Source organism: Flavobacterium jejuense (assembly GCF_006491595.2).
In the GTDB taxonomy this organism is placed as follows: Bacteria; Bacteroidota; Bacteroidia; order Flavobacteriales; family Flavobacteriaceae; genus Flavobacterium; species Flavobacterium jejuense.
In genome coordinates this window covers 293,509-312,504 of sequence record NZ_VEVQ02000005.1, presented here as the reverse complement: position 1 = coordinate 312,504, position 18,996 = coordinate 293,509, and the positions used below count along the sequence as shown (strand labels likewise).

The 18,996-nt window shown below is 28.5% G+C and carries 23 protein-coding genes; 10 read left to right on the top strand and 13 right to left on the bottom strand.

The genetic code is table 11. The features are described from left to right. Positions 1-99 precede the first annotated feature (99 nt). The 4 genes from FIA58_RS09830 to FIA58_RS09815 all read left to right on the top strand — a co-directional run bounded on the left by FIA58_RS09830 (position 100) and on the right by FIA58_RS09815 (position 4,034). Positions 100-1,524, top strand: a complete 1,425-nt coding sequence (locus tag FIA58_RS09830; RefSeq protein WP_140962353.1) for an ATP-dependent DNA helicase — start codon at positions 100-102, stop codon at positions 1,522-1,524. Positions 1,525-1,694: 170 nt separating this feature from the next. Further along, positions 1,695-2,423, top strand: coding sequence for a 3-deoxy-manno-octulosonate cytidylyltransferase (kdsB, locus tag FIA58_RS09825; protein ID WP_140962307.1), 729 nt, complete (start codon positions 1,695-1,697; stop codon positions 2,421-2,423). Between the two features lie 16 nt (positions 2,424-2,439). Continuing rightward, complete coding sequence (locus FIA58_RS09820; protein WP_140962306.1) at positions 2,440-3,357, top strand: ABC transporter permease; 918 nt, start codon at positions 2,440-2,442, stop codon at positions 3,355-3,357. Next, positions 3,354-4,034 (top strand): ABC transporter ATP-binding protein, encoded by a 681-nt coding sequence (locus FIA58_RS09815; RefSeq protein WP_140962305.1) that lies wholly within the window; start codon positions 3,354-3,356, stop codon positions 4,032-4,034. The genes FIA58_RS09820 and FIA58_RS09815 overlap by 4 nt, the downstream gene beginning before the upstream one ends. Here FIA58_RS09815 and FIA58_RS09810 read toward each other — a convergent pair. Beyond that, on the bottom strand, positions 4,026-4,691 hold the full coding sequence (locus FIA58_RS09810; protein ID WP_140962304.1) for a spermidine synthase: 666 nt from the start codon (positions 4,689-4,691) through the stop codon (positions 4,026-4,028). The genes FIA58_RS09815 and FIA58_RS09810 overlap by 9 nt on opposite strands. Before the next feature lie 55 nt (positions 4,692-4,746). Here FIA58_RS09810 and FIA58_RS09805 point away from each other — a divergent pair, with 55 nt between their 5' ends. Beyond that, on the top strand, positions 4,747-5,301 hold the full coding sequence (locus FIA58_RS09805) for a 1-acyl-sn-glycerol-3-phosphate acyltransferase (protein ID WP_140962303.1): 555 nt from the start codon (positions 4,747-4,749) through the stop codon (positions 5,299-5,301). A gap of 350 nt (positions 5,302-5,651) precedes the next feature. Here FIA58_RS09805 and FIA58_RS09800 read toward each other — a convergent pair whose 3' ends face one another. Continuing rightward, a complete protein-coding gene (locus FIA58_RS09800) occupies positions 5,652-6,128 on the bottom strand; it encodes a helix-turn-helix domain-containing protein (protein ID WP_140962302.1) in 477 nt (158 codons plus the stop codon). Between the two features lie 312 nt (positions 6,129-6,440). Here FIA58_RS09800 and FIA58_RS09795 point away from each other — a divergent pair, with 312 nt between their 5' ends. The 3 genes from FIA58_RS09795 to FIA58_RS09785 are packed head-to-tail and all read left to right on the top strand — an operon-like array spanning position 6,441 to position 8,667. Continuing rightward, the gene (locus FIA58_RS09795) at positions 6,441-7,595 is read left to right on the top strand and encodes a M14 family metallopeptidase (RefSeq protein WP_140962301.1); all 1,155 of its coding nucleotides are present in this window, start codon (positions 6,441-6,443) and stop codon (positions 7,593-7,595) included. A gap of 41 nt (positions 7,596-7,636) precedes the next feature. Beyond that, positions 7,637-8,116, top strand: coding sequence for an Lrp/AsnC family transcriptional regulator (locus FIA58_RS09790; RefSeq protein ID WP_140962300.1), 480 nt, complete (start codon positions 7,637-7,639; stop codon positions 8,114-8,116). 38 nt (positions 8,117-8,154) lie between these two features. Beyond that, positions 8,155-8,667 carry a DinB family protein gene (locus FIA58_RS09785; protein WP_140962299.1) on the top strand — a complete coding sequence of 171 codons (513 nt, stop codon included), beginning with the start codon at positions 8,155-8,157 and terminating at the stop codon, positions 8,665-8,667. Between the two features lie 40 nt (positions 8,668-8,707). Here FIA58_RS09785 and FIA58_RS09780 read toward each other — a convergent pair whose 3' ends face one another. The 4 genes from FIA58_RS09780 to aroB all read right to left on the bottom strand — a co-directional run bounded on the left by FIA58_RS09780 (position 8,708) and on the right by aroB (position 12,908). Then, the gene (locus FIA58_RS09780; protein WP_140962298.1) at positions 8,708-9,079 is read right to left on the bottom strand and encodes a DNA primase; all 372 of its coding nucleotides are present in this window, start codon (positions 9,077-9,079) and stop codon (positions 8,708-8,710) included. Positions 9,080-9,166: 87 nt separating this feature from the next. Beyond that, positions 9,167-10,141: a deoxyhypusine synthase family protein gene (locus FIA58_RS09775; RefSeq protein WP_140962297.1), complete on the bottom strand. Its 975-nt coding sequence runs from the start codon at positions 10,139-10,141 to the stop codon at positions 9,167-9,169. Positions 10,142-10,148: 7 nt separating this feature from the next. Then, on the bottom strand, positions 10,149-11,552 hold the full coding sequence (locus tag FIA58_RS09770) for a type III PLP-dependent enzyme domain-containing protein (protein WP_140962296.1): 1,404 nt from the start codon (positions 11,550-11,552) through the stop codon (positions 10,149-10,151). Between the two features lie 288 nt (positions 11,553-11,840). Then, complete coding sequence (gene aroB, locus FIA58_RS09765; RefSeq protein WP_140962295.1) at positions 11,841-12,908, bottom strand: 3-dehydroquinate synthase; 1,068 nt, start codon at positions 12,906-12,908, stop codon at positions 11,841-11,843. A gap of 94 nt (positions 12,909-13,002) precedes the next feature. Here aroB and FIA58_RS09760 point away from each other — a divergent pair, with 94 nt between their 5' ends. Beyond that, positions 13,003-14,169: a proline dehydrogenase family protein gene (locus FIA58_RS09760; protein WP_140962294.1), complete on the top strand. Its 1,167-nt coding sequence runs from the start codon at positions 13,003-13,005 to the stop codon at positions 14,167-14,169. Between the two features lie 97 nt (positions 14,170-14,266). Further along, positions 14,267-14,956: a DJ-1/PfpI family protein gene (locus FIA58_RS09755; protein ID WP_140962293.1), complete on the top strand. Its 690-nt coding sequence runs from the start codon at positions 14,267-14,269 to the stop codon at positions 14,954-14,956. 43 nt (positions 14,957-14,999) lie between these two features. Here FIA58_RS09755 and FIA58_RS09750 read toward each other — a convergent pair whose 3' ends face one another. The 7 genes from FIA58_RS09750 to FIA58_RS09720 form a co-directional block, all read right to left on the bottom strand. Beyond that, on the bottom strand, positions 15,000-15,464 hold the full coding sequence (locus FIA58_RS09750; protein WP_140962292.1) for a DMP19 family protein: 465 nt from the start codon (positions 15,462-15,464) through the stop codon (positions 15,000-15,002). A gap of 144 nt (positions 15,465-15,608) precedes the next feature. Beyond that, positions 15,609-16,256, bottom strand: a complete 648-nt coding sequence (locus FIA58_RS09745; RefSeq protein WP_140962291.1) for a hypothetical protein — start codon at positions 16,254-16,256, stop codon at positions 15,609-15,611. Between the two features lie 179 nt (positions 16,257-16,435). Further along, entirely contained in the window at positions 16,436-17,308 is an 873-nt protein-coding gene (locus tag FIA58_RS09740) for a hypothetical protein (protein WP_140962290.1), read from the bottom strand. 110 nt (positions 17,309-17,418) lie between these two features. Next, a complete protein-coding gene (locus FIA58_RS09735) occupies positions 17,419-17,640 on the bottom strand; it encodes a hypothetical protein (RefSeq protein ID WP_140962289.1) in 222 nt (73 codons plus the stop codon). Between the two features lie 83 nt (positions 17,641-17,723). Beyond that, positions 17,724-18,092, bottom strand: a complete 369-nt coding sequence (locus FIA58_RS09730; protein ID WP_140962288.1) for a DoxX family protein — start codon at positions 18,090-18,092, stop codon at positions 17,724-17,726. 16 nt (positions 18,093-18,108) lie between these two features. Further along, a complete protein-coding gene (locus FIA58_RS09725; RefSeq protein WP_140962287.1) occupies positions 18,109-18,537 on the bottom strand; it encodes a VOC family protein in 429 nt (142 codons plus the stop codon). A 9-nt stretch (positions 18,538-18,546) separates the two neighbouring features. Beyond that, positions 18,547-18,978, bottom strand: coding sequence for a VOC family protein (locus FIA58_RS09720; protein ID WP_140962286.1), 432 nt, complete (start codon positions 18,976-18,978; stop codon positions 18,547-18,549). Positions 18,979-18,996 lie beyond the last annotated feature (18 nt).

The window sequence follows — 18,996 nt, the reverse complement described above, 5'->3', positions numbered from 1 at the left end:
ATGGTACGCAAATCTACAATTTTTTTTTCTTCTCAAAAGAATTTCTTAAAAAAATCATCAGTATATTTGAAAAATTCTACAAGCCAATATTAAGAAATGATGAATTCTTCACTGTTTTACAAAACTTTACGAGATAATTTCCCTTTTGAACCAACATTAAAACAAGACATTTTTTTTCAAAAAATTGCCGATTTTGTCTTAAATAATAAAAAAGATGAGATTTTTATTCTGAAAGGATATGCAGGAACGGGTAAAACAACTATAATTTCTACTTTAGTAAATTATCTTAAAAATGCTGATAAAAAATACATTTTACTTGCACCAACAGGTAGAGCAGCAAAAGTTATAAGTAATTATGTACAAAAACCTGCTTTTACAATTCATAAACGTATTTATTTTCCAAAAAAAACGCAATCTGGAGGTGTATCATTTACTTTACAGCAAAATAAGTTTAAAAACACTATTTTTATTGTAGATGAATCTTCAATGATTTCAGATACTTCTCAAGAATCAAAATTATATGAAAACGGTTCTTTATTAGACGATTTAATATTTTATGTAGATCAAGGAGTTAATTGCAAACTTATTTTTATTGGTGACACAGCTCAGTTACCTCCCGTAAATTTAGATGTTAGTCCAGCTTTAAATAGTGATACGTTGTCTTTACATTTTAATAAAGAAATTCAACAAATAGAACTAGACGAAGTGATGAGACAAGCCGTTGAATCAGGTATTTTGTTTAATGCAACTGAACTAAGAGAAGAATTGAAATCTCTTTTTATAGATAGCTTTAAATTTCAATTAAAATCATTTAAGGATATTATAAGGTTGCAAGACGGCTATGAAATTGAAGATGCTATTCATCAATCTTTTCAAAAAAATGGAGCAGAAGAGACAGCATTTATTGTTCGTTCTAATAAAAGAGCCAATCAATATAACCAACAGATAAGAGCTAAAATTTTAAATAGAGAAGGTGAACTTTCTTCTGGAGATTTATTAATGGTAGTAAAAAACAATTATTTTTGGTTAAAGGAAAGTTCGGATGCTGGTTTTATTGCTAATGGAGATATTATTGAAGTTCTTAAAATAATAAGTATTCAAGAATTGTACGGTTTTCAGTTTGCTAATGTAACTATTAGAATGATTGATTATCCAGATCAACCTTCGTTTGAAACCATGCTCCTTTTAGATACAATTCACAGTGAATCTCCTTCTTTAACTTATGATGAATCAAATAAGCTATATCAAGAGGTTATGAAGGATTATGAAGAAGAAAGACAACAGTATAGAAAATTTTTAAAAGTGAAGAATAATCCGCATTTTAATGCTTTACAGGTAAAATTTTCTTATGCCATTACATGTCATAAATCACAAGGTGGTCAATGGAATACTGTTTTTATAGAACAACCTTATTTACCAAATGGTGTAGATAGAGATTATCTAAGATGGTTGTATACAGCAGTAACAAGAGCTAAAGAGAAATTATATTTGATTGGATTTAAAGAAGAGAGTTTTGATAATTAATAAGATATGTTTAAAAATATCATTTTAATATTAGCTCTTTATATAAATTAGGTATTGAAATTAATATTGATAATACTAACTATACATAATGGAAATAAATTAAGAATTGATTCTAAGAAATAAAAAAAATCAAAATATATTCTATTTTTGAACCATATAAAAGTTAACAAATGAAAATAATAGCTGTCATTCCAGCAAGATATGCTTCCACTCGTTTTCCAGCAAAATTAATGCAAGATTTAGGAGGTAAAACGGTAATTTTAAGAACGTATGAAGCAGCACTTCAAACTAAAATTTTTGATGATGTTTTTGTAGTTACTGATTCGGAACTTATTTATAATGAAATAGTTATAAATAAAGGAAAGGCGATAATGAGTATAAAAGAACACGAGAGTGGAAGTGATAGAATAGCTGAAGCAGTTGAAGAAATGGACGTTGATATTGTCATAAATGTACAAGGTGACGAACCTTTTATTGACATAGAACCGTTGCAAAAAGTAATAGAAGTTTTCAAAAATGATGAAGATAGAAAAGTAGATTTGGCTTCTTTGATGTTTGAAATAAAAGATAAAATAGAAGTTGAAAACCCAAATAATGTTAAAGTTATTGTTGACCAACAAGATTTTGCTTTGTATTTTTCTCGTTCGGTAATTCCCTACCCAAGGGAAGAAAATGTGGGTGTTCGTTATATGAAACACATTGGTATTTATGCTTTTAGAAAACAAGCATTGATGGATTTTTACAATTTACCTATGTTGTCTTTAGAAGCTTCTGAAAAATTAGAACAACTCCGTTATTTAGAGTATGGAAAAAGAATAAAAATGGTAGAAACTTCTCATGCCAGTATAGGAATAGATACATTAGAAGATTTAGAAAGAGCGAGATTATTAATCAAATAAAAATAACTTTCTACTGATGAAAGAGTATTTTAAATTGCAATTTAAAATGACAAATCGTCGTTTAACGGAATTTGGAGTACCTCCAATAGTTGCCTATTTGACTTTATTGGTTCTATTTTTTTATTTATCAACAGAATTATTTAAAAGAACTGAATATGCAGGATTGATTTATACCTTCGTTGGAATAAGTTCACTGATTCATTTAGCAGAGGAAAATAAAATTAACTTTTTAAAATTAATTTATTCAAAGATAGATTTTCTTAAGATTCGTCTTCTAGAAAATTTGTCAATCACTTTTCTTTTTTGGGTAATCTTGATTTATAATAAAGCTTATTTATTAAGTTTTTTTATAATATTAATTAGCTGTATTTCAGTATTTTACACATTTAATAAAAAAAATAATTTTACAATTAAAACACCATTTTATAAATATCCTTTTGAGTTTTGCACTGGTTTTAGAAAAACTTTTTTCATTTTCATTTTGTGCTATTTTTTAACTTATATAGCAGTTGATGTTACCAATTATAATTTGGCTATTTTTTCTTTATTATTGATACAATTTACTTGTCTTACTTTTTATATTTCTCCAGAAAATATTTTTTATGTTTGGATATATTCGCTTAATCCCAAAGGATTTATTCGTTACAAATTTAGAATAGCCATATTATATTCAACTGTTTTATGTTTACCAACTATTTTATGTTTGTTATTTTTCTTTCAAAATGAAATTTTAATTTCTTTAGGAATACTAGTTTTAAGTTATTTGTTCATTTTTACAGGAATGCTTGCAAAATACACTGCTTTTCCAAACGAAATTTCAATTAGAGAAGGAGTAGTACTAGTTTTTTTAATTTGGTTTCCACCAATTTTAGTCTTAATAATTCCTTATTTATACTTTCAATCGATTAAAAATTTAAAAACCATTCTAAAATGATTCAAATTACTAATTTGTATAAATCTTTCGGAAAAAATGTAATTTTGAATAACATCCATTTATCATTTGAAAGAGGAAAAATTTATGGAATTGTTGGTGAAAATGGAGCAGGAAAAACAACTTTATTTAAGTGTATTGCTGGAATAGAAACCTATAAAGGGGAAATTACATCTATTTATGGTATCCTAAAAGAAAAATTAGGCTTTCTTCAAACGGAATCTTTTTTCTTTTCAAAAATTACAGGGAGAGAATATTTACAATTACTTTGTGTGGCTAGAAAAATTCAAGAAAATGATTTTGATGCAAAAAACATTTTTGATTTACCTTTAGATCATTATGCTACAACCTATTCAACAGGAATGAAGAAAAAATTAGCTTTAACTGCTATTTTACTACAAAAAAATGAGTTTTATATTTTAGACGAGCCCTTTAATGGGGTTGATATTCAAAGTAATATGATTATTACCGAAATTCTTCACGAATTAAAAAGATTAAATAAAACCGTTTTAATTTCATCTCATATTTTTTCAACGTTAAGTGATACTTGTGATGAAATTATTGTTTTGAAAAATGGAGAAATTACCAAAATAATTACTAAAGAAAATTTCTCGACATTAGAAAAAGAAATGAAAGAATTTTCGATGATTGATAAAATTAGTAAATTGAAACTATGCTAATTTTTCAATAATAATTAGCTGATTGTAATATTCAACTTTAGAATAGGTCTTGCAATAAAAAGCTTTTTTTTCAAACTGTTTTAGAAAAGAATTATTTCGATCAATCTGTTTTTCATTTAAAATCATAGTATTAAATAGGATGTACCCATTTATATTTAGAATTTGTTTACAAGAATCAACAAATTTTTTTTCAAATAAAAAAGCAGGCATTTCTGTATCTTCAAAAATATCAATAATAATTAAATCCTGTTTTTTATTCATTTTGCTAATAATTTCTTTAGCATCTCCAATAACTGTTTTGTAATTTTTTATTTGGTTTAAACCAAAATATTGATTGGCAATTGTGATACTATTTTCATCGATTTCAACACCAGTAATATTTCCTTTGAAATGGATTTCATCGACTAAAGTTTTAATCACACTTCCTCCTGCAACACCTAAAACTAAAACTTCATTCATTTTTAGAATTTTCTCAAAACCAATAGCAATCAAACCTTTACGGAGTACTTTTTGTAAACTTCCATAGGAATAGTTAGTGTTTTTAGAGTCTAAAACAAGTTTGCCATTGTTCCAAGAGACTTCAAGTGTTTGACTTATTTTTGAAGTTTTCTCATAAATTTTAATAGGAATAATGTAGCTTAATAAACGTTTAATCATATAAAAGGTTTCTAATTGTAAATATAATTTTAATTTTACAGCAAATTAGATATAGATGAAACAAAAATTTTATCGTTTTATATTTTGTAAACTTTTTGGATGGAAAGTTGTAGGTGACATAGATCCAAATTTAAAAAAATGTATTGTAATAGCCGTACCACATACAAGTTGGTGGGATTTTTTTTTAGGTATTTTTTCTAGAGGTATTCTAAATATTGAAATTAATTTTTTAGCTAAAAGGGAATTGTTTATTTTTCCTTTTAATTATTTTTTCAAATGGGTAGGTGGTGCTCCATTAAATAGAGGAAAAAAAGAAAATAAAGTAGATGCTATTGCAAAAATTTTTGCTGAGAAAGAAGTTTTTCGATTGGCATTAGCACCAGAAGGAACAAGAAAAAAAGTAGAAGTTTGGAAAACAGGTTTTTATTATATGGCCTTAAAAGCAAATGTTCCAATTATTCCTGCGACTTTTGATTATGGTAATAGACAAGTTGTTTTTAACAAACCCTTTTATCCTACAGGAAATATAGAAGAAGATTTTAAAATTTTACAATCATATTATATAGGTATTTTAGGAAAAATTCCAGAAAAAAGTTTTATTCCAAAATAAAATAAAACCAAAAGCATTTTTTTTACGTAAGTAAGTTTATGAGTAATCAATAAAATATATTTATGGAAACAATGCTTTTTTTATTTATCTCATCAATATTGATGTTTTTTACATATAAAGAAGATCAGAATGAGATTTTAATAGCAGACTTTAAATTAGTTACATCTCGTAGCATAATTGAAAAACTTCATAAATCATTTTTTTATAAATTTTATTAGTAATATAATTTCTTTTTCAATTTATGTTGGGTTAGATATCGTTTAAGTATATAAAAGTAAATAAAGATAGTTTTTTTGAATTAGTAGGTTTTAGTTTTGAAAAGCGTTATTCATTTTGTGAATAACGCTTTTTTATTTTTTTGAAGCATATTTTTTAAAAGTTCCATTTTTATAGAAAATAACAATATAATCAACATCATCATCAGTAGTGTTCATATTGGAGATATTTGAAATATTTTGAGAATTATTTTCAAAAATGCTTTTATTTTCTTGTACATTCATTTGAGTAAATAAATCTGTTTCTAAATTAGATTTATTTTTTTCTTCAGTTTTAACATTTTCTAAAATAGGAGTAACCTTTTTTTCTTCAATTTTTTTTTCAGATTTTGGAAAATTTCCTTTTCCATTTAAAATCCAATACAGATCAACATCAGGAAAAATTTCAATCACTTTAAGTATAAAATCTAAACTAGGTTTATTTCTACCAGATAGAAGATGAGAGATACTTGAGCGTTGTACATCAATTCTATCTGCAAAAGCAGAAGCAGATAAACCATAATAATCGAGTATTATTTGGAGTCTTTTTATGAAATCATCGATGTTTACCATTGTAAATTATTAATGTAAGATTTGCTGTTTACAAATGTAATAAAAAGAAAAATAAGATGCAAATTTAAGTTGATTACAAATGTAAATAGTAATTTATTTATTAAAGAAAAGATACAGTTGAATGCATTTAAAGTACTGATTTACTGATATTTTGGTTTTAATTATACAAACTTAATATTTTGTAAACACTAGTAAACAAAAAAAGATTACTATTGTAAGAAGTAGTGTTTACAATAATATACAAAGACTAGATTTTAACTGTTTACAGATGTAAATAATATCTTGTTTACATTTGTAACATAATATAATCACATGAATAGTTTACAATTAGCAACAGCATTTTTAGAACAAAACTTAAAAGGAAGGTATGTAACAAACACACACATAAAACCTTTATTAAATAATTTATCTAATCGTTTTAAAATTCAGATAGAAGGAAAATCAGTTCAAGAAAAAGATATCTTTAGTGTACAATATGGAGTTGGTAAAATAAAAATATTGGCTTGGTCGCAAATGCATGGAAATGAATCAACGACTACAAAAGCATTATTTGATGTCTTTAATTACCTTTCTTCGGATAGCGAAATGGTAATGAATTTTTATAATACCTATACCTTATATTGTATTCCAATATTAAATCCTGATGGTGCTGAAGCATATACAAGGATGAATGCTAATCAAATTGATTTAAATAGAGATGCTTTTGAGCTTACGCAGCCAGAAAGTAAGTTGTTTAGATCTGTTTATAATCAATTTAAACCTGATTTTTGTTTTAATCTACACGACCAACGTACTATATTTGGTACTGAAGGGTATCAGTTACCAGCTACAGTATCTTTTTTATCACCAGCTTTTGATGAGACAAGAGGATTTAATGAAGTAAGGTATAAAGCTATTAAAGTTATAAATGCTATAAATGACGATTTAAAGCAATATATACCTAATCAAATAGGTAGATTTGATGACTCTTTTAATATAAATTGTATTGGAGATTATTTGACTTATAAAAATACACCTACAATACTTTTTGAGGCTGGTCATTTTAAAAATGACTATGAAAGAGATGAAGTTAGGAAGTTTGTATTTTGCTCATTAATAACTTCTTTGAAAGCTATTAGCGAAAACGTTATAGTTGATAATAATTTAGAGGATTACTTGAATATTTCTCAAAATTCTAAGTGTTTTTACGATTTTCTTTATAAAAATGTTAGAATTATTGATAATTCTCAAGAAAAATTAATTAACTTTGCGGCTCAATTTACTGAGATATTAAAAGAAGGTAGTATTCATCTTGAGGCTGTAATTGTTCAAATCGATGATTTAGATGGTTATGTTGGTCATTATGAATATGATGCCAAAGGAATGTTTTTTAATGCAGCTTATGGAAAAATGCCAATAATTGGAGAAAAAGCTAATTTTTCTGTAGGAAATACTATTAAATTCAAGAATGGTGTACAATATCAGTAATATTATATCGTTTAAATACAATAAATTTATATAATTCTCTTATGAGTAAGTTTCGTTTAGATGAAGTTGATCATCAAATTTTAGACATGTTGATTGACAATACAAGGGTTCCTTTTACAGATATTGCTAAAAAATTATTAATATCGGCAGGAACAGTGCACGTTAGAGTTAAGAAAATGGAAGATGCAGGAATTATTCAAGGTTCTTCTTTAACTTTAGATTATGAAAAATTAGGATATTCTTTTATTGCTTATGTAGGTGTATTTCTTCATAATACTTCACAAACTAAGTTTGTATTAGAAAGAATTAACCAAATTCCTTATGTAACAGTTGCTCATGTTACAACTGGTAAATTTAATGTCTTTTGTAAAATTAGAGCAAGAGATACTAAGCATGCTAAAGAGGTTATCTTCATGATAGATGATATTGATGGTGTTTATAGAACTGAGACTATGATTTCTCTAGAAGAGAGTATCAATGATAAAAAACGATTGATGCATACTATTTTTAAAGAACTTTAATTATATAATCCCGATTTATTCGGGATTTTTTTTATTTTATGATAACATTTAACAAAGATGAATTTGCTCCTTTTTATGCAGATTATATTGCTAAGTCTTTACTGCATACGGATATTGTTGGTGGTTTAAAACAACAACAAGAAAAGATAGTCTCTTTTTTTAAATCAATTCCTGAAAATAAGCAAGAATTTCGATATGAAATAGGGAAGTGGACACCAAAGGATATTTTATTACATTTGATAGATGCTGAACGTATTTTTACATACAGGGCGTTAAGAATTTCTAGAAATGATCAAACGGCATTGTCTGGTTTTGAAGAAAATGATTATGTACCTAATGCTGGTGCTAATTCTCGAAATATGGATAGTCTAATAGAGGAATATGAGACGGTTAGAAACGCTACAATAAGTCTGTTTTCTAGTTTAACAGAGGAACAATTACTAAGAATAGGAATAGCTTCTGGAAGTACAGTTTCAGTTAGAGCAATTGGCTGTATTATATTAGGTCACGAACTTCATCATGTATCTGTCATTAAAGAGAGATATTTATAATACAACAAAAAAGGCATGTAAAATACATGCCTTTTTTTATTTAATCTTCTTCATCTAAATCTTCATCCTCTTCGTCAGTTTCAGCTTTATCTTCTATATCTAAGTCATCTGTATCATCTACATCATCATCGTCTAAATCGATGCCTTTGATAGGATCTAAAACAGGTACATCTATTTCATCATCTATTTCATCATCTTCATCAAAATTTTCAATTCTATCAGCTAGTTTCATACTTACTTTTACTAAGTAAATAGTATCTTCAGTACGTACTTCTACAGCTTCAATAGCTTCATTTTTAGCGTTCTTAAAACGGATAATGTCTGACTCGTCATATCCTTCTGGAAATTTTTCAACTAGTAAAGTTAAAATTTCGTTTGTCAATTTTGCGTAATCAACAATTACTCTTTTCATTGGGTTGTTTTTATTCATAGATATTTTTCAAAAGTAATATCCTATTTCAAATTATCAAACAATTTTTATAAAAAAAAATAAAAAAAATTATTGGCCTAAAATATAAGCGAAAATCAGAGGTGCAACTATCGTAGCATCAGACTCTACTATGAATTTTGGTGTATTGATGTCTAATTTACCCCAAGTTATTTTTTCGTTAGGAACAGCTCCAGAATAAGAACCATAACTTGTTGTAGAGTCAGAAATTTGGCAAAAATAGCTCCAGAAAGGAATATCGTGCATTTCCATATCTTGATATAACATGGGTACTACACAAATAGGAAAATCTCCAGCAATTCCTCCACCAATTTGGAAGAAACCAATTCCTTTTCCACCTGAATTTTTTGGATACCAATCGGCTAACCACATCATATATTCAATACCACTCTTAGTGGTTGAAACTTGTAATTCTCCTTTAATGCAGTAAGAAGCAAAAATATTCCCCATAGTACTGTCTTCCCATCCAGGAACTACAATAGGTAAGTTCTTTTCTGCAGCTGCTACCATCCAAGAATCTTTAGGATCAATTTCATAATATTGTTCTAAAACACCAGAATTAATCATTTGATACATGAATTCGTGTGGGAAATACCTTTTACCTTCACTTTCTGCTTTTTTCCAAATGTCAATTAAGTGTTGTTGTAATCTTCTAAAAGCTTCTTCTTCTGGAATACAGGTATCTGTTACGCGATTATAGTGATTTTCTAATAAATCCCATTCTTCTTGTGGCGTTAAATCTCTATAATTTGGAATTCTTTTATAGGAATTATGAGCTACTAAGTTCATAATGTCTTCTTCCAAGTTAGCTCCTGTACAAGAAATAATATGAATTTTATCTTGACGAATCATTTCAGCTAATGATTTACCCATTTCAGCAGTACTCATAGCACCAGCTAAAGTTACCATCATTTTTCCATCTGCTAATAAATGCTCTTCATATCCTTTTGCAGCATCTACTAAAGCTGCAGCGTTAAAATGAAGGTAATTTTTTTCAATAAATTGACTAATTGGTCCTTTGCTCATTTTTATTTTATTTATTTTTATTATAACCTAATATATTTAATACATCTTCAGCATTTTGCTGTTCTGAGAAAATTTCGGTTGCTAAAATTCCGTTTTTGTCTCGATCAATTAATATGTGTTTGGGTTGTGGAATCAAACAGTGGTGTAATCCTCCAAATCCTCCAATAGTTTCCTGATAGGCTCCAGTGTTGAAAAAACCAATATACAATGGTTTCTCTTTGTTGTATTTTGGTAAATAAACGGCATTCATGTGTTGTTCAGAGTTGTAATAATCATCACTATCACAAGTCATCCCACCAAGAAGTACTCTTTCATATGTATCATTCCATCTATTAACAGCTAACATTACAAATCGCTTGTTAATTGCCCAAGTGTCAGGTAAAGTAGTAATGAAAGAAGAATCAATCATATTCCAATACTCTCTGTCATTTTGTTGTTTTTGATACAAAACTTCATAAACAGCACCACCAGATTCGCCAACAGTAAATGATCCGAATTCTGTAAAAATATTAGGTACGTCTATTTCAGCTTCATCACAAGCAATTTTTATTTGGTTTAAAATTTCGTCGATCATATATTGGTAATCATATTCGAAAGCCAACGAATTTTTAATTGGGAAACCACCACCTATATTCAAACTGTCTAGAGTAGGGCATTCTTTCTTTAATGCAATGTACACTTTCATACATTTTAAAAGCTCATTCCAGTAATAGGCAGTGTCTCTAATTCCTGTATTAATAAAGAAGTGAAGCATTTTCAGCTCTAATTTCTTGTTTTCTTGAATTTGCTTTCTGTAAAATGGCAAAATATTTTTGTAACCGATTCCTAAACGAGACGTATAAAACTCAAATTTTGGTTCTTCTTCGGCTGCAATTCGAATACCAATTTTTATTTTACTCTTTATTTTTTCTTGTAATAGGTCTAATTCTTCATAATTATCAATAATCGGAATTGTATTTTTATGCCCATTATTGATTAATCGTGCGATATTGTCAATATATTGGTCTCTTTTAAAACCATTACAAATCACAAAGGTATTTTTGTTTATTTTTCCTTCTGCTATTAAATTTTCAACAATATTAATGTCAAAAGCTGAAGAAGTTTCTATATGAATATTGTTTTTAAGAGCTTCATTTAGAATGAATTCGAAATGGGAACTTTTAGTACAATAGCAGTAGAAATATTTCGCATCGTAATCGTGCTTTTCCATAGCATTACGAAACCAAGTCTTTGCTCTTTTTATATTTTTTGAAATTTTTGGTAAATAAGTAAATTTTAAAGGTGTGCCATATTCTTCCACTAATTTCATTAAATCGATTCCATGAAAGTGAAGGTTATCTTTGTTTAAAGTAAATTCTTCTTGCGGGAAATAAAAAGTTTGATTGATTAAATCGTAATATTTAGTATTCATTTGAAAAATAAGGTTTTAAAGTTTATAAAAATAAGAAAATGTAGAAAATCTTACCCATTTAAACTCTAATATTTGAAAATTGAATTAAAAGTTTTTCTCTAAAAGTTTTAGAAAAAATAAAGGTATTAATAAAAGGAAAAAAAGCAAATAAAATAACTAAGCTGATTGAAAAATCAGGTGTAAGATTACTACAGTTGTTATTTGTAAAACGAAAAGTTTTGGTTTCTTTCATTCCAGCAAAGGTAAAAAAATATTATTATGAAATAATAAGGATAGTAGTAAAAAAAATTAAGATTTATAATCAGAAAAAGCACTGTAAATTAGCTCATTAGTAGAAGATTCATTGATTTTACAATTTCCAATTTTATCTAACAAGGCAAATTGTACGTTTCCAAATTCATTTTTTTTGTCATAAATAAGTAAATTAATGCAATTTTCAATGTCTTTTTCATTAAAAGAAACAGCATCATAAATGTCACTCAATACATATTTAATTTCATGATATTCTTCCGAACTTATTAATGCTTTTTCTTTGGAAATATAACTTTCTAAAATCATGCCTACGGCAATAGCTTCTCCATGTAGTAAACTTTTCTTTTCGTCATTCTCCAAAAAATAACTTTCAATAGCATGACCTAAAGTGTGACCAAAATTTAAAGCTTTTCGAATACCATTTTCTGTTAAATCTTGGGAAACTATATTGTTTTTTATTTCAATGGATTGGTAAATTAAAGTGTCTAAATCATCTGTATTTAAGTTAGATATGTTTTTTAATTTATTCCAATAATTTTTATCGAAGATTAAACCGTGTTTCAACATTTCAGCAAAACCAGAACGCATTTGTTCACCAGGTAAAGTTTCCAAAAACTGTGTGTCAATAATTACAGCTTTTGGTTCTCTAATAATACCAATTTGATTTTTTAGGTTACCCAAATCGACTCCGTTTTTACCACCTATAGAAGCATCTACCATAGCTAATAACGTAGTAGGAATGTTAATAAAATCGATACCACGTTTGAACGTACAAGCAATAAACCCACCAATATCAGTAATGACACCACCACCTAAATTAAGCACAATACTTTTTCGGTCACCACCTAACTCGGTTAAAGAATGCCAAACTTGCAAACAAGTTTCAATATTTTTATGTTCTTCACCTGCTTCTAATTCGATAATTTCAATTTCAATTTCGGTAGCTAGTAAAGATAAAAGTCTTGGTAAACAATAATTTGAGGTGTTTTCATCGGCTATAATAAATATTTTAGAATAACTTTTTACATCTAAAATGGCATTTAAATACGTATAACCGTTTTCGTTAAAAAAAACCTGATAATTATTGGCTTGAATGGTTTGCATGATTATGGATTTCAATTTATTGCAAAATAAGGCATTTTTTATTTAAAATTACAATGGTGTAAAGTATATTTGCACCAGAAAAACGGACCTTAAAATGGAAAAAATATTCAACAATACAGAAGTTGCCTTTGCGTTAAAAAGTGATACTCAGTTAGAAAGAGCTTATTTTTTATTTAAATTAATTGAAAGTCAGCCACTTGTAAGAATTGGAACGGCAGTTACCAATTTTGCTTTAAAAGCACATTTGCCTGTAGAAGGCTTAATTAGAAGTACTGTTTTTGATCATTTTTGTGGTGGTGTGAATGAAAATGATTGCTTGCGTGTGGTGGATAATATGTTTACCAAAGGGGTTTCGTCAGTTTTAGATTATTCTGTAGAAGGAAAGGAAGAAGAGAATCAGTTTGATGCTGCTTTGGAAATGACTTTGAAAACCATTGTATTTGCTAAAGAAAGAGATGCAATTCCTTTTGCCGTTTTTAAACCCACAGGATTAGGTCGTTTTGCTTTGTATCAAAAAATTGGAGAAGGTAAATCGTTTACGGATGAAGAACAAGCAGAATGGAATAGAGTAGTGGCTCGTTTCGATAAAGTTTGTAAAACAGCTCACGAAATGGATGTGGCTGTGTTGATTGATGGAGAGGAAAGTTGGATGCAAGATGCTGCAGATGATTTAGTAGCCGATATGATGCGTAAATACAACAAGGAAAAGGCGATAGTTTTCAATACGTTGCAAATGTACCGTTGGGACAGATTAGAATATTTGAAAAAAATGAATGCTTTGGCAAAAGCAGAAGGATTTTTCGTAGGAATGAAATTAGTGCGTGGTGCTTACATGGAAAAAGAAAACAACAGAGCGGAAGAAAAAGGCTATACCTCACCAATTTGTACAAGCAAGCAAGCGACTGATGATAACTTTGATGCGGCTGTGGTTTATATGTTAGATAATATTGATCGAATGGCTATTTTTGCTGGGACACATAATGAGCTAAGTTCGTATCGATTAATGGAATTAATGGCTGAAAAAGGGATTGCTAAGAACGATTCACGTGTGTTTTTCGGGCAATTGTTTGGTATGAGTGATAACATTAGTTATAACTTAGCGGCTCATGGCTATAATGTGGCCAAATATTTGCCTTTTGGACCTGTAAGAGATGTGATGCCTTATTTAATAAGAAGAGCAGAAGAAAACACTTCTGTTGCCGGACAAACGAGTAGAGAATTGGATTTGATTAAGAAAGAACGTAAAAGAAGAAAATTATAAAAATAGAAAAATCCCTTGAAAGAGGGATTTTTTTTATGTTTTAAAGTTATGAAATGGTTTATTGTTTGTATTTTTAGTTTACCAATAAACAACGAATATGACAAACGATAATTCTAAAGAATCTTTTATTATTGCAATTCCTATATATGACGGTGTAGATTATATGGATATTGCAGCTCCTAGAGAAATATTTGGGTGGCTTTCAAAAGACCCAACTTTTGAAAAGGAAGTCAAAATATATTATGTAGGAGGGAAACAGCCTTTTTTTACCACTATTAACGGAGTGAAAATAGCAGTTGAAGCTACTTTTAATGATCCTTGTGTGCAAAAACCTAATTTAATTTGGGTTCCGGGAGGAGATGCAGCTGTATTAGCAGCCATTATAGCCGACAAGAATTCACCTTTTATAAATTATGTAACTTTTGCTGGTTCACAAGCGGAATGGGTGTGTTCGGTTTGTGAAGGAGCAGTTTTGTTAGCAAGGACAGGTTTATTGAATGGACATACGATTACTACACATTGGGCTTTTGTTAATTGTTTTGGAAAATATCCAGAAGTAAAGGTGGCTAAGGGACATAATAGATATGTAAAATCTGGAAATAGAGTTACCGGTGGAGGGATTTCCTCTGGATTAGATGAAGCGTTATATTTGGTGGAACTAATTGCTGGAAAAGAGAGTGCTATTTCAGTGCAAAGAACTTTACAGTATTATCCTAAACCTCCAGTGCATAGTACTATACCAGAAGCGGGTGCATGTCCTGTGTTTAATTTGGTTACTAGGAAATAGTTTAAAAAATCATGATTTTATTATTTTTTGGTTTTAGGCGGTTTTATTTAAAATCTTCTTTATTGTTCTTGACATAATCAAGTAGAAGTTTGCTAATATTTTCATCATTTGCATAAAAGTCATCTTCTAATAGATTCCATTTATTTGAAATATTTTGATCTATATTCTCTAAAATAGTTCTTCTTTTTTCGTTATCTTTTGGTATTGGTTGAACTGGAAATATTTCAAAAGCTTGTGCAACAATTTTAGCCGTTTTGTGAGCTTTTATTCTTTCTAAAGATTCCAATGTTTCTAAAGCATAATTACCACTTGAATTAAAAAAATACTGATCAAAACCACCATTATTAATTTCAGCTTCCAACATTTCTACAAAAATAAATGTTTTTTCAGCTTCAGTTAAATTTTCATAATTATCACCTAATTCTGTCTTTCTCCATAAAATTTCTCCAATGGCAATAAGTGATTTTGTTTCATTTTCATTCTGAAGTGCTTTCTCTATAAGGTTCATTTGATTGCATTTAGTATATATGAGCAATAGTAGTATGTAAAGTATATTTTTCAAGTTTTAATATATAATCAGGATTCTTTGTTGATTTTATAAAATTAGATATAAAAATTTTATGATTGAAACAAACTGTAATTAATATAAAAATTATTTAATTGACACCCTATTAAACCTCTTTTTCCCCTCTAATACATCAATTATATCTTCACAAATGACATTTAGTTTCACTAAAGCCAAATTGTTATTTGATTTGTAGTTGATGTTCTTTTTAGTTTCAGTAGTTTCTAGATTATACATGTCGAAACCTTTTTCAAATGTTATTTTGCCTTGGTAAAACCAATAATAACGTAATGGTGTGTGCGATTGCATAGAAATGGAAGAATAGATTCTATTATTTGCAATACTGTCTGGTTTCGTTTTATAACTTTGAACTTCTTCTTTTTTAATTTCTTCAATATTATCTTTATAAAAAATTATAGGTTTTGAATTTTCTAATGCTATAGTGTTAAACGCTCCACAGTTATCAAATTTCTGAATAAAACCTTGTTTCCCTTTACTCCAAAAAGCATACAGCTCAAAATATGTACTGTTTAGATTGCATGCGTTTGGATCTTTAGGATCAAAAATGTATACACTACCATAAGTAATATGTTTGATAATAAAGAAATCAGAAACACTATCCTTTTGCATTGCTGTTTTAAACTGTGAAAGTAATATTTCTGTAGTATCTTTTCCTTCTTGTCCTAAAACAATAGTAGTAGTGAAAAGAATGAAGAATAGTTGTAGTTTTCGCATCTTTAAAAATAGTAAGCTTTTCAGTTGTACTAACTTTAGAATTTTAAAATTATGATAAATTAAATAGAGTTGGGTTGCTTTAGGCTGTGGCAAATTAATTTTTAATTTTTCACTTGCCACACTTTTGTGGTAATTTGATTTTTTTTTGAAAAATTGCCACAGTTTTTAAAAGTAAATGTTTACTTCTTAATTTCTACCTCTACTTTAACTTTTCCGTCTTTTTCTCTTCTTGTAGTTGATTTGGTATCAGGTTGTAGATTTCCTTTAAGGACTTCTTTTACATCGTTTTTAAGTTTCTCAAAATCTATATCTTCTTTATAGGTATAAGAATACAAAGTGCCACTTGTTTCTTCTGTAGCTGTTTCAAGTCTTTTGGTCAATACATAATCGAAATTCTCATTCGCTCCATGAAACATTAAAACATGTAATCTGTACAGTTGGTCTTTATCTGAGCCATCAGGATTTGTGCTATATACATAATAGATTGCTTTAGTGAAACTACTGGAATAGCGATCTTTTGGTAAATCGGCAAACCATTCGTAACCCCAAATATTCTTATCTTCAAATTTAAAAAAATCGTAATTGAAGTATTGATCTATACCTTCAGGTAAAAGGTTTTCTTTATGTGCAGCGTACATTTTTTCTTTCCACTTTTTGCCTTCATCATAATTGTTCAAACCATAGTTTGAAACAATTATATTTTTAACCATAAAATATTTCTTTTTCGCGAACTCTTCGTCGAAAATGACTATTCCTTTTTCAATGTCGGCTAATGCTTCAGTTCCATATTCAAGTGATTTATTGAAGTTTTCTTGTAAACGGTTCACTGATTCTAAATGGGTAGCAGTTCTAATTTTGTACCAAAGTGCATACTCATATAAAGTATCTTCTTTTGGTACATTTGCTTCTAATTCTTTATATTTTAGAAAAGCCTGTTCTATATCATTTGTTGCTATGAACTTTTCTGCTTCTTCATATTTTTTTATAAAATCATTTTGACATAACCCAATTATTGGAATAAATAATAGGACTAAGAAATTTATTTTTTTCATAGTATAGTTTGAGATAGTAAATTAAATACTTTTTTATTTAAAGTCAAACAAATGTATTTTTTATGTTGCGAATTGAAATCAGATTTTTTTGTTACTACTTTTTTGGAGTACTAATTATCAGGTAATGCTTCCATATAAAATCCTTGTTCATCAATCAGTTTAGTAATTGTTGTAGCATCAATTGCATTCATAGAGGTTTCAATTCGCAATATGTTATCACAATCTTCAAGATCAAAATTAATTTTGGCTGTTGGTAAGATTTTTTGCAAAACTGAAATGACTTGCTTAGCCTTCTTTTTAGAATTTATATTTGTTTTATATACTTCAACCATTCATTAATCTGTTTTTAATCTTAGCATACAGTGTACCTTTATATCAGTGTAATTTTTGTAGACTTCTATGCTGTATCCTTTTGTTATTTGTTTGTATTTAATTTGTGATAACTACTATAAGAAACCATTAGAATTCCTAAGAATATAAGTGGAAAAAAAGAAAGGAACGTTATTCCATCTACTGCAAAATGACTGATGGATGCAAATAAAAAATCGAATACAAATCCTGCGTAAGCCCATTCTTTGATGCGCTTAGGCATCTTTGGAACGACTAAAGCGATTACTCCTAATATTTTAAAAACTACCAAAGCGTTTCCAAAGTATTCTGGATAACCCAAATGTCTTATTCCTTCTTTTGCAAGTTCGGTTTGTGAAGTAAGTGCAGGCATTACGCCTTCAAATAAAGCAATAATTATTGTTGCAGTCCAAAATAATATTTTAGTCGTTTTCATGTTTTAAAATTTAAAGTTATTTGTTGTTTTTATCAAATTCGACCATCCATTCTATGCCGTATTTGTCTCTGAACATTCCAAAATAGGTTCCCCAAGGACTGTCTCCAATGGGCATTTCGACTGTTCCTCCAACAGATAATTGGTTGAATAATTGGTCTGCTTCTTCTGTACTTTCTGCGGTAATTGAAATTTTAAATCTGTTTTCGTCTTCATTTATTGTTCCCAACACTTCTGGAACATCGCTTCCCATTAACGTACTTTTTCCAATAGGTAAACCGATGAACATGATTTTGTTTGCTTCTTTTTCGCTCACTTGAAAGTCAGGAGACGAAAGATCTTTGAAGCGAGCCAACTTCGTAAAAGAACCTCCAAATACAGATTGGTAAAAATTAAATGCTTCCTCTGCATTTCCGTTGTAGTGTAAAAAAGGATTGATTTGTGCCATGATTAGTTTTTATTTAATTTGTTTTTCTATTTTATGTGTATTACAATTTAGTATCCAGTTATTTCCATATTTATCCGTTAAGTCTCCAAATAAAGCACCCCAAAAATTTTCTTCGAGTGGCTGTTTTACTATTCCATTTTCCGAAAGTTTGGTATAACATTTTTTTATTTCTTCTTCGCTACCACAATTTAGCGAAAGCGAAACGGAATTGCCTTTTATTAATCCATTTTCAGGCACCATATCAGAAGCCATTAAAATGAAATGTCTTGTTGTGAGTGTTGCCTGTAGTATAGCATCCTTCATTTTTTTAGGCATTTTGTTGGATAATGCTGATTCGCCTAATGTTTGAAAAATAAGTTCGCCACCAAGACACTCTTTGTAGAATGTCATTGCTTCACGACAATTGCCATTAAAGGTTAGATAGGAATTAATTTGTAGCATTAATTTGCGCTTTTTAAA

Excerpts from the sequence above, each read along its gene's own strand:
- FIA58_RS09755 (WP_140962293.1), top strand. The coding sequence starts at position 14,267 with ATGACAAACGATAATTCTAAAGAATCTTTTATTATTGCAATTCCTATA.
- FIA58_RS09805 (WP_140962303.1), top strand. The coding sequence starts at position 4,747 with ATGAAACAAAAATTTTATCGTTTTATATTTTGTAAACTTTTTGGATGG.
- FIA58_RS09815 (WP_140962305.1), top strand. The coding sequence starts at position 3,354 with ATGATTCAAATTACTAATTTGTATAAATCTTTCGGAAAAAATGTAATT.
- FIA58_RS09720 (WP_140962286.1), bottom strand. The coding sequence starts at position 18,978 with ATGCTACAAATTAATTCCTATCTAACCTTTAATGGCAATTGTCGTGAA.
- FIA58_RS09810 (WP_140962304.1), bottom strand. The coding sequence starts at position 4,691 with ATGATTAAACGTTTATTAAGCTACATTATTCCTATTAAAATTTATGAG.
- FIA58_RS09785 (WP_140962299.1), top strand. The coding sequence starts at position 8,155 with ATGATAACATTTAACAAAGATGAATTTGCTCCTTTTTATGCAGATTAT.
- FIA58_RS09760 (WP_140962294.1), top strand. The coding sequence starts at position 13,003 with ATGGAAAAAATATTCAACAATACAGAAGTTGCCTTTGCGTTAAAAAGT.
- FIA58_RS09790 (WP_140962300.1), top strand. The coding sequence starts at position 7,637 with ATGAGTAAGTTTCGTTTAGATGAAGTTGATCATCAAATTTTAGACATG.
- FIA58_RS09745 (WP_140962291.1), bottom strand. The coding sequence starts at position 16,256 with ATGCGAAAACTACAACTATTCTTCATTCTTTTCACTACTACTATTGTT.
- FIA58_RS09750 (WP_140962292.1), bottom strand. The coding sequence starts at position 15,464 with ATGAACCTTATAGAGAAAGCACTTCAGAATGAAAATGAAACAAAATCA.
- FIA58_RS09830 (WP_140962353.1), top strand. The coding sequence starts at position 100 with ATGAATTCTTCACTGTTTTACAAAACTTTACGAGATAATTTCCCTTTT.
- FIA58_RS09800 (WP_140962302.1), bottom strand. The coding sequence starts at position 6,128 with ATGGTAAACATCGATGATTTCATAAAAAGACTCCAAATAATACTCGAT.
- FIA58_RS09795 (WP_140962301.1), top strand. The coding sequence starts at position 6,441 with ATGAATAGTTTACAATTAGCAACAGCATTTTTAGAACAAAACTTAAAA.
- aroB (WP_140962295.1), bottom strand. The coding sequence starts at position 12,908 with ATGCAAACCATTCAAGCCAATAATTATCAGGTTTTTTTTAACGAAAAC.
- FIA58_RS09775 (WP_140962297.1), bottom strand. The coding sequence starts at position 10,141 with ATGAGCAAAGGACCAATTAGTCAATTTATTGAAAAAAATTACCTTCAT.
- FIA58_RS09730 (WP_140962288.1), bottom strand. The coding sequence starts at position 18,092 with ATGAAAACGACTAAAATATTATTTTGGACTGCAACAATAATTATTGCT.
- FIA58_RS09735 (WP_140962289.1), bottom strand. The coding sequence starts at position 17,640 with ATGGTTGAAGTATATAAAACAAATATAAATTCTAAAAAGAAGGCTAAG.
- FIA58_RS09780 (WP_140962298.1), bottom strand. The coding sequence starts at position 9,079 with ATGAAAAGAGTAATTGTTGATTACGCAAAATTGACAAACGAAATTTTA.
- FIA58_RS09740 (WP_140962290.1), bottom strand. The coding sequence starts at position 17,308 with ATGAAAAAAATAAATTTCTTAGTCCTATTATTTATTCCAATAATTGGG.
- FIA58_RS09820 (WP_140962306.1), top strand. The coding sequence starts at position 2,440 with ATGAAAGAGTATTTTAAATTGCAATTTAAAATGACAAATCGTCGTTTA.
- FIA58_RS09770 (WP_140962296.1), bottom strand. The coding sequence starts at position 11,552 with ATGAATACTAAATATTACGATTTAATCAATCAAACTTTTTATTTCCCG.
- FIA58_RS09725 (WP_140962287.1), bottom strand. The coding sequence starts at position 18,537 with ATGGCACAAATCAATCCTTTTTTACACTACAACGGAAATGCAGAGGAA.
- kdsB (WP_140962307.1), top strand. The coding sequence starts at position 1,695 with ATGAAAATAATAGCTGTCATTCCAGCAAGATATGCTTCCACTCGTTTT.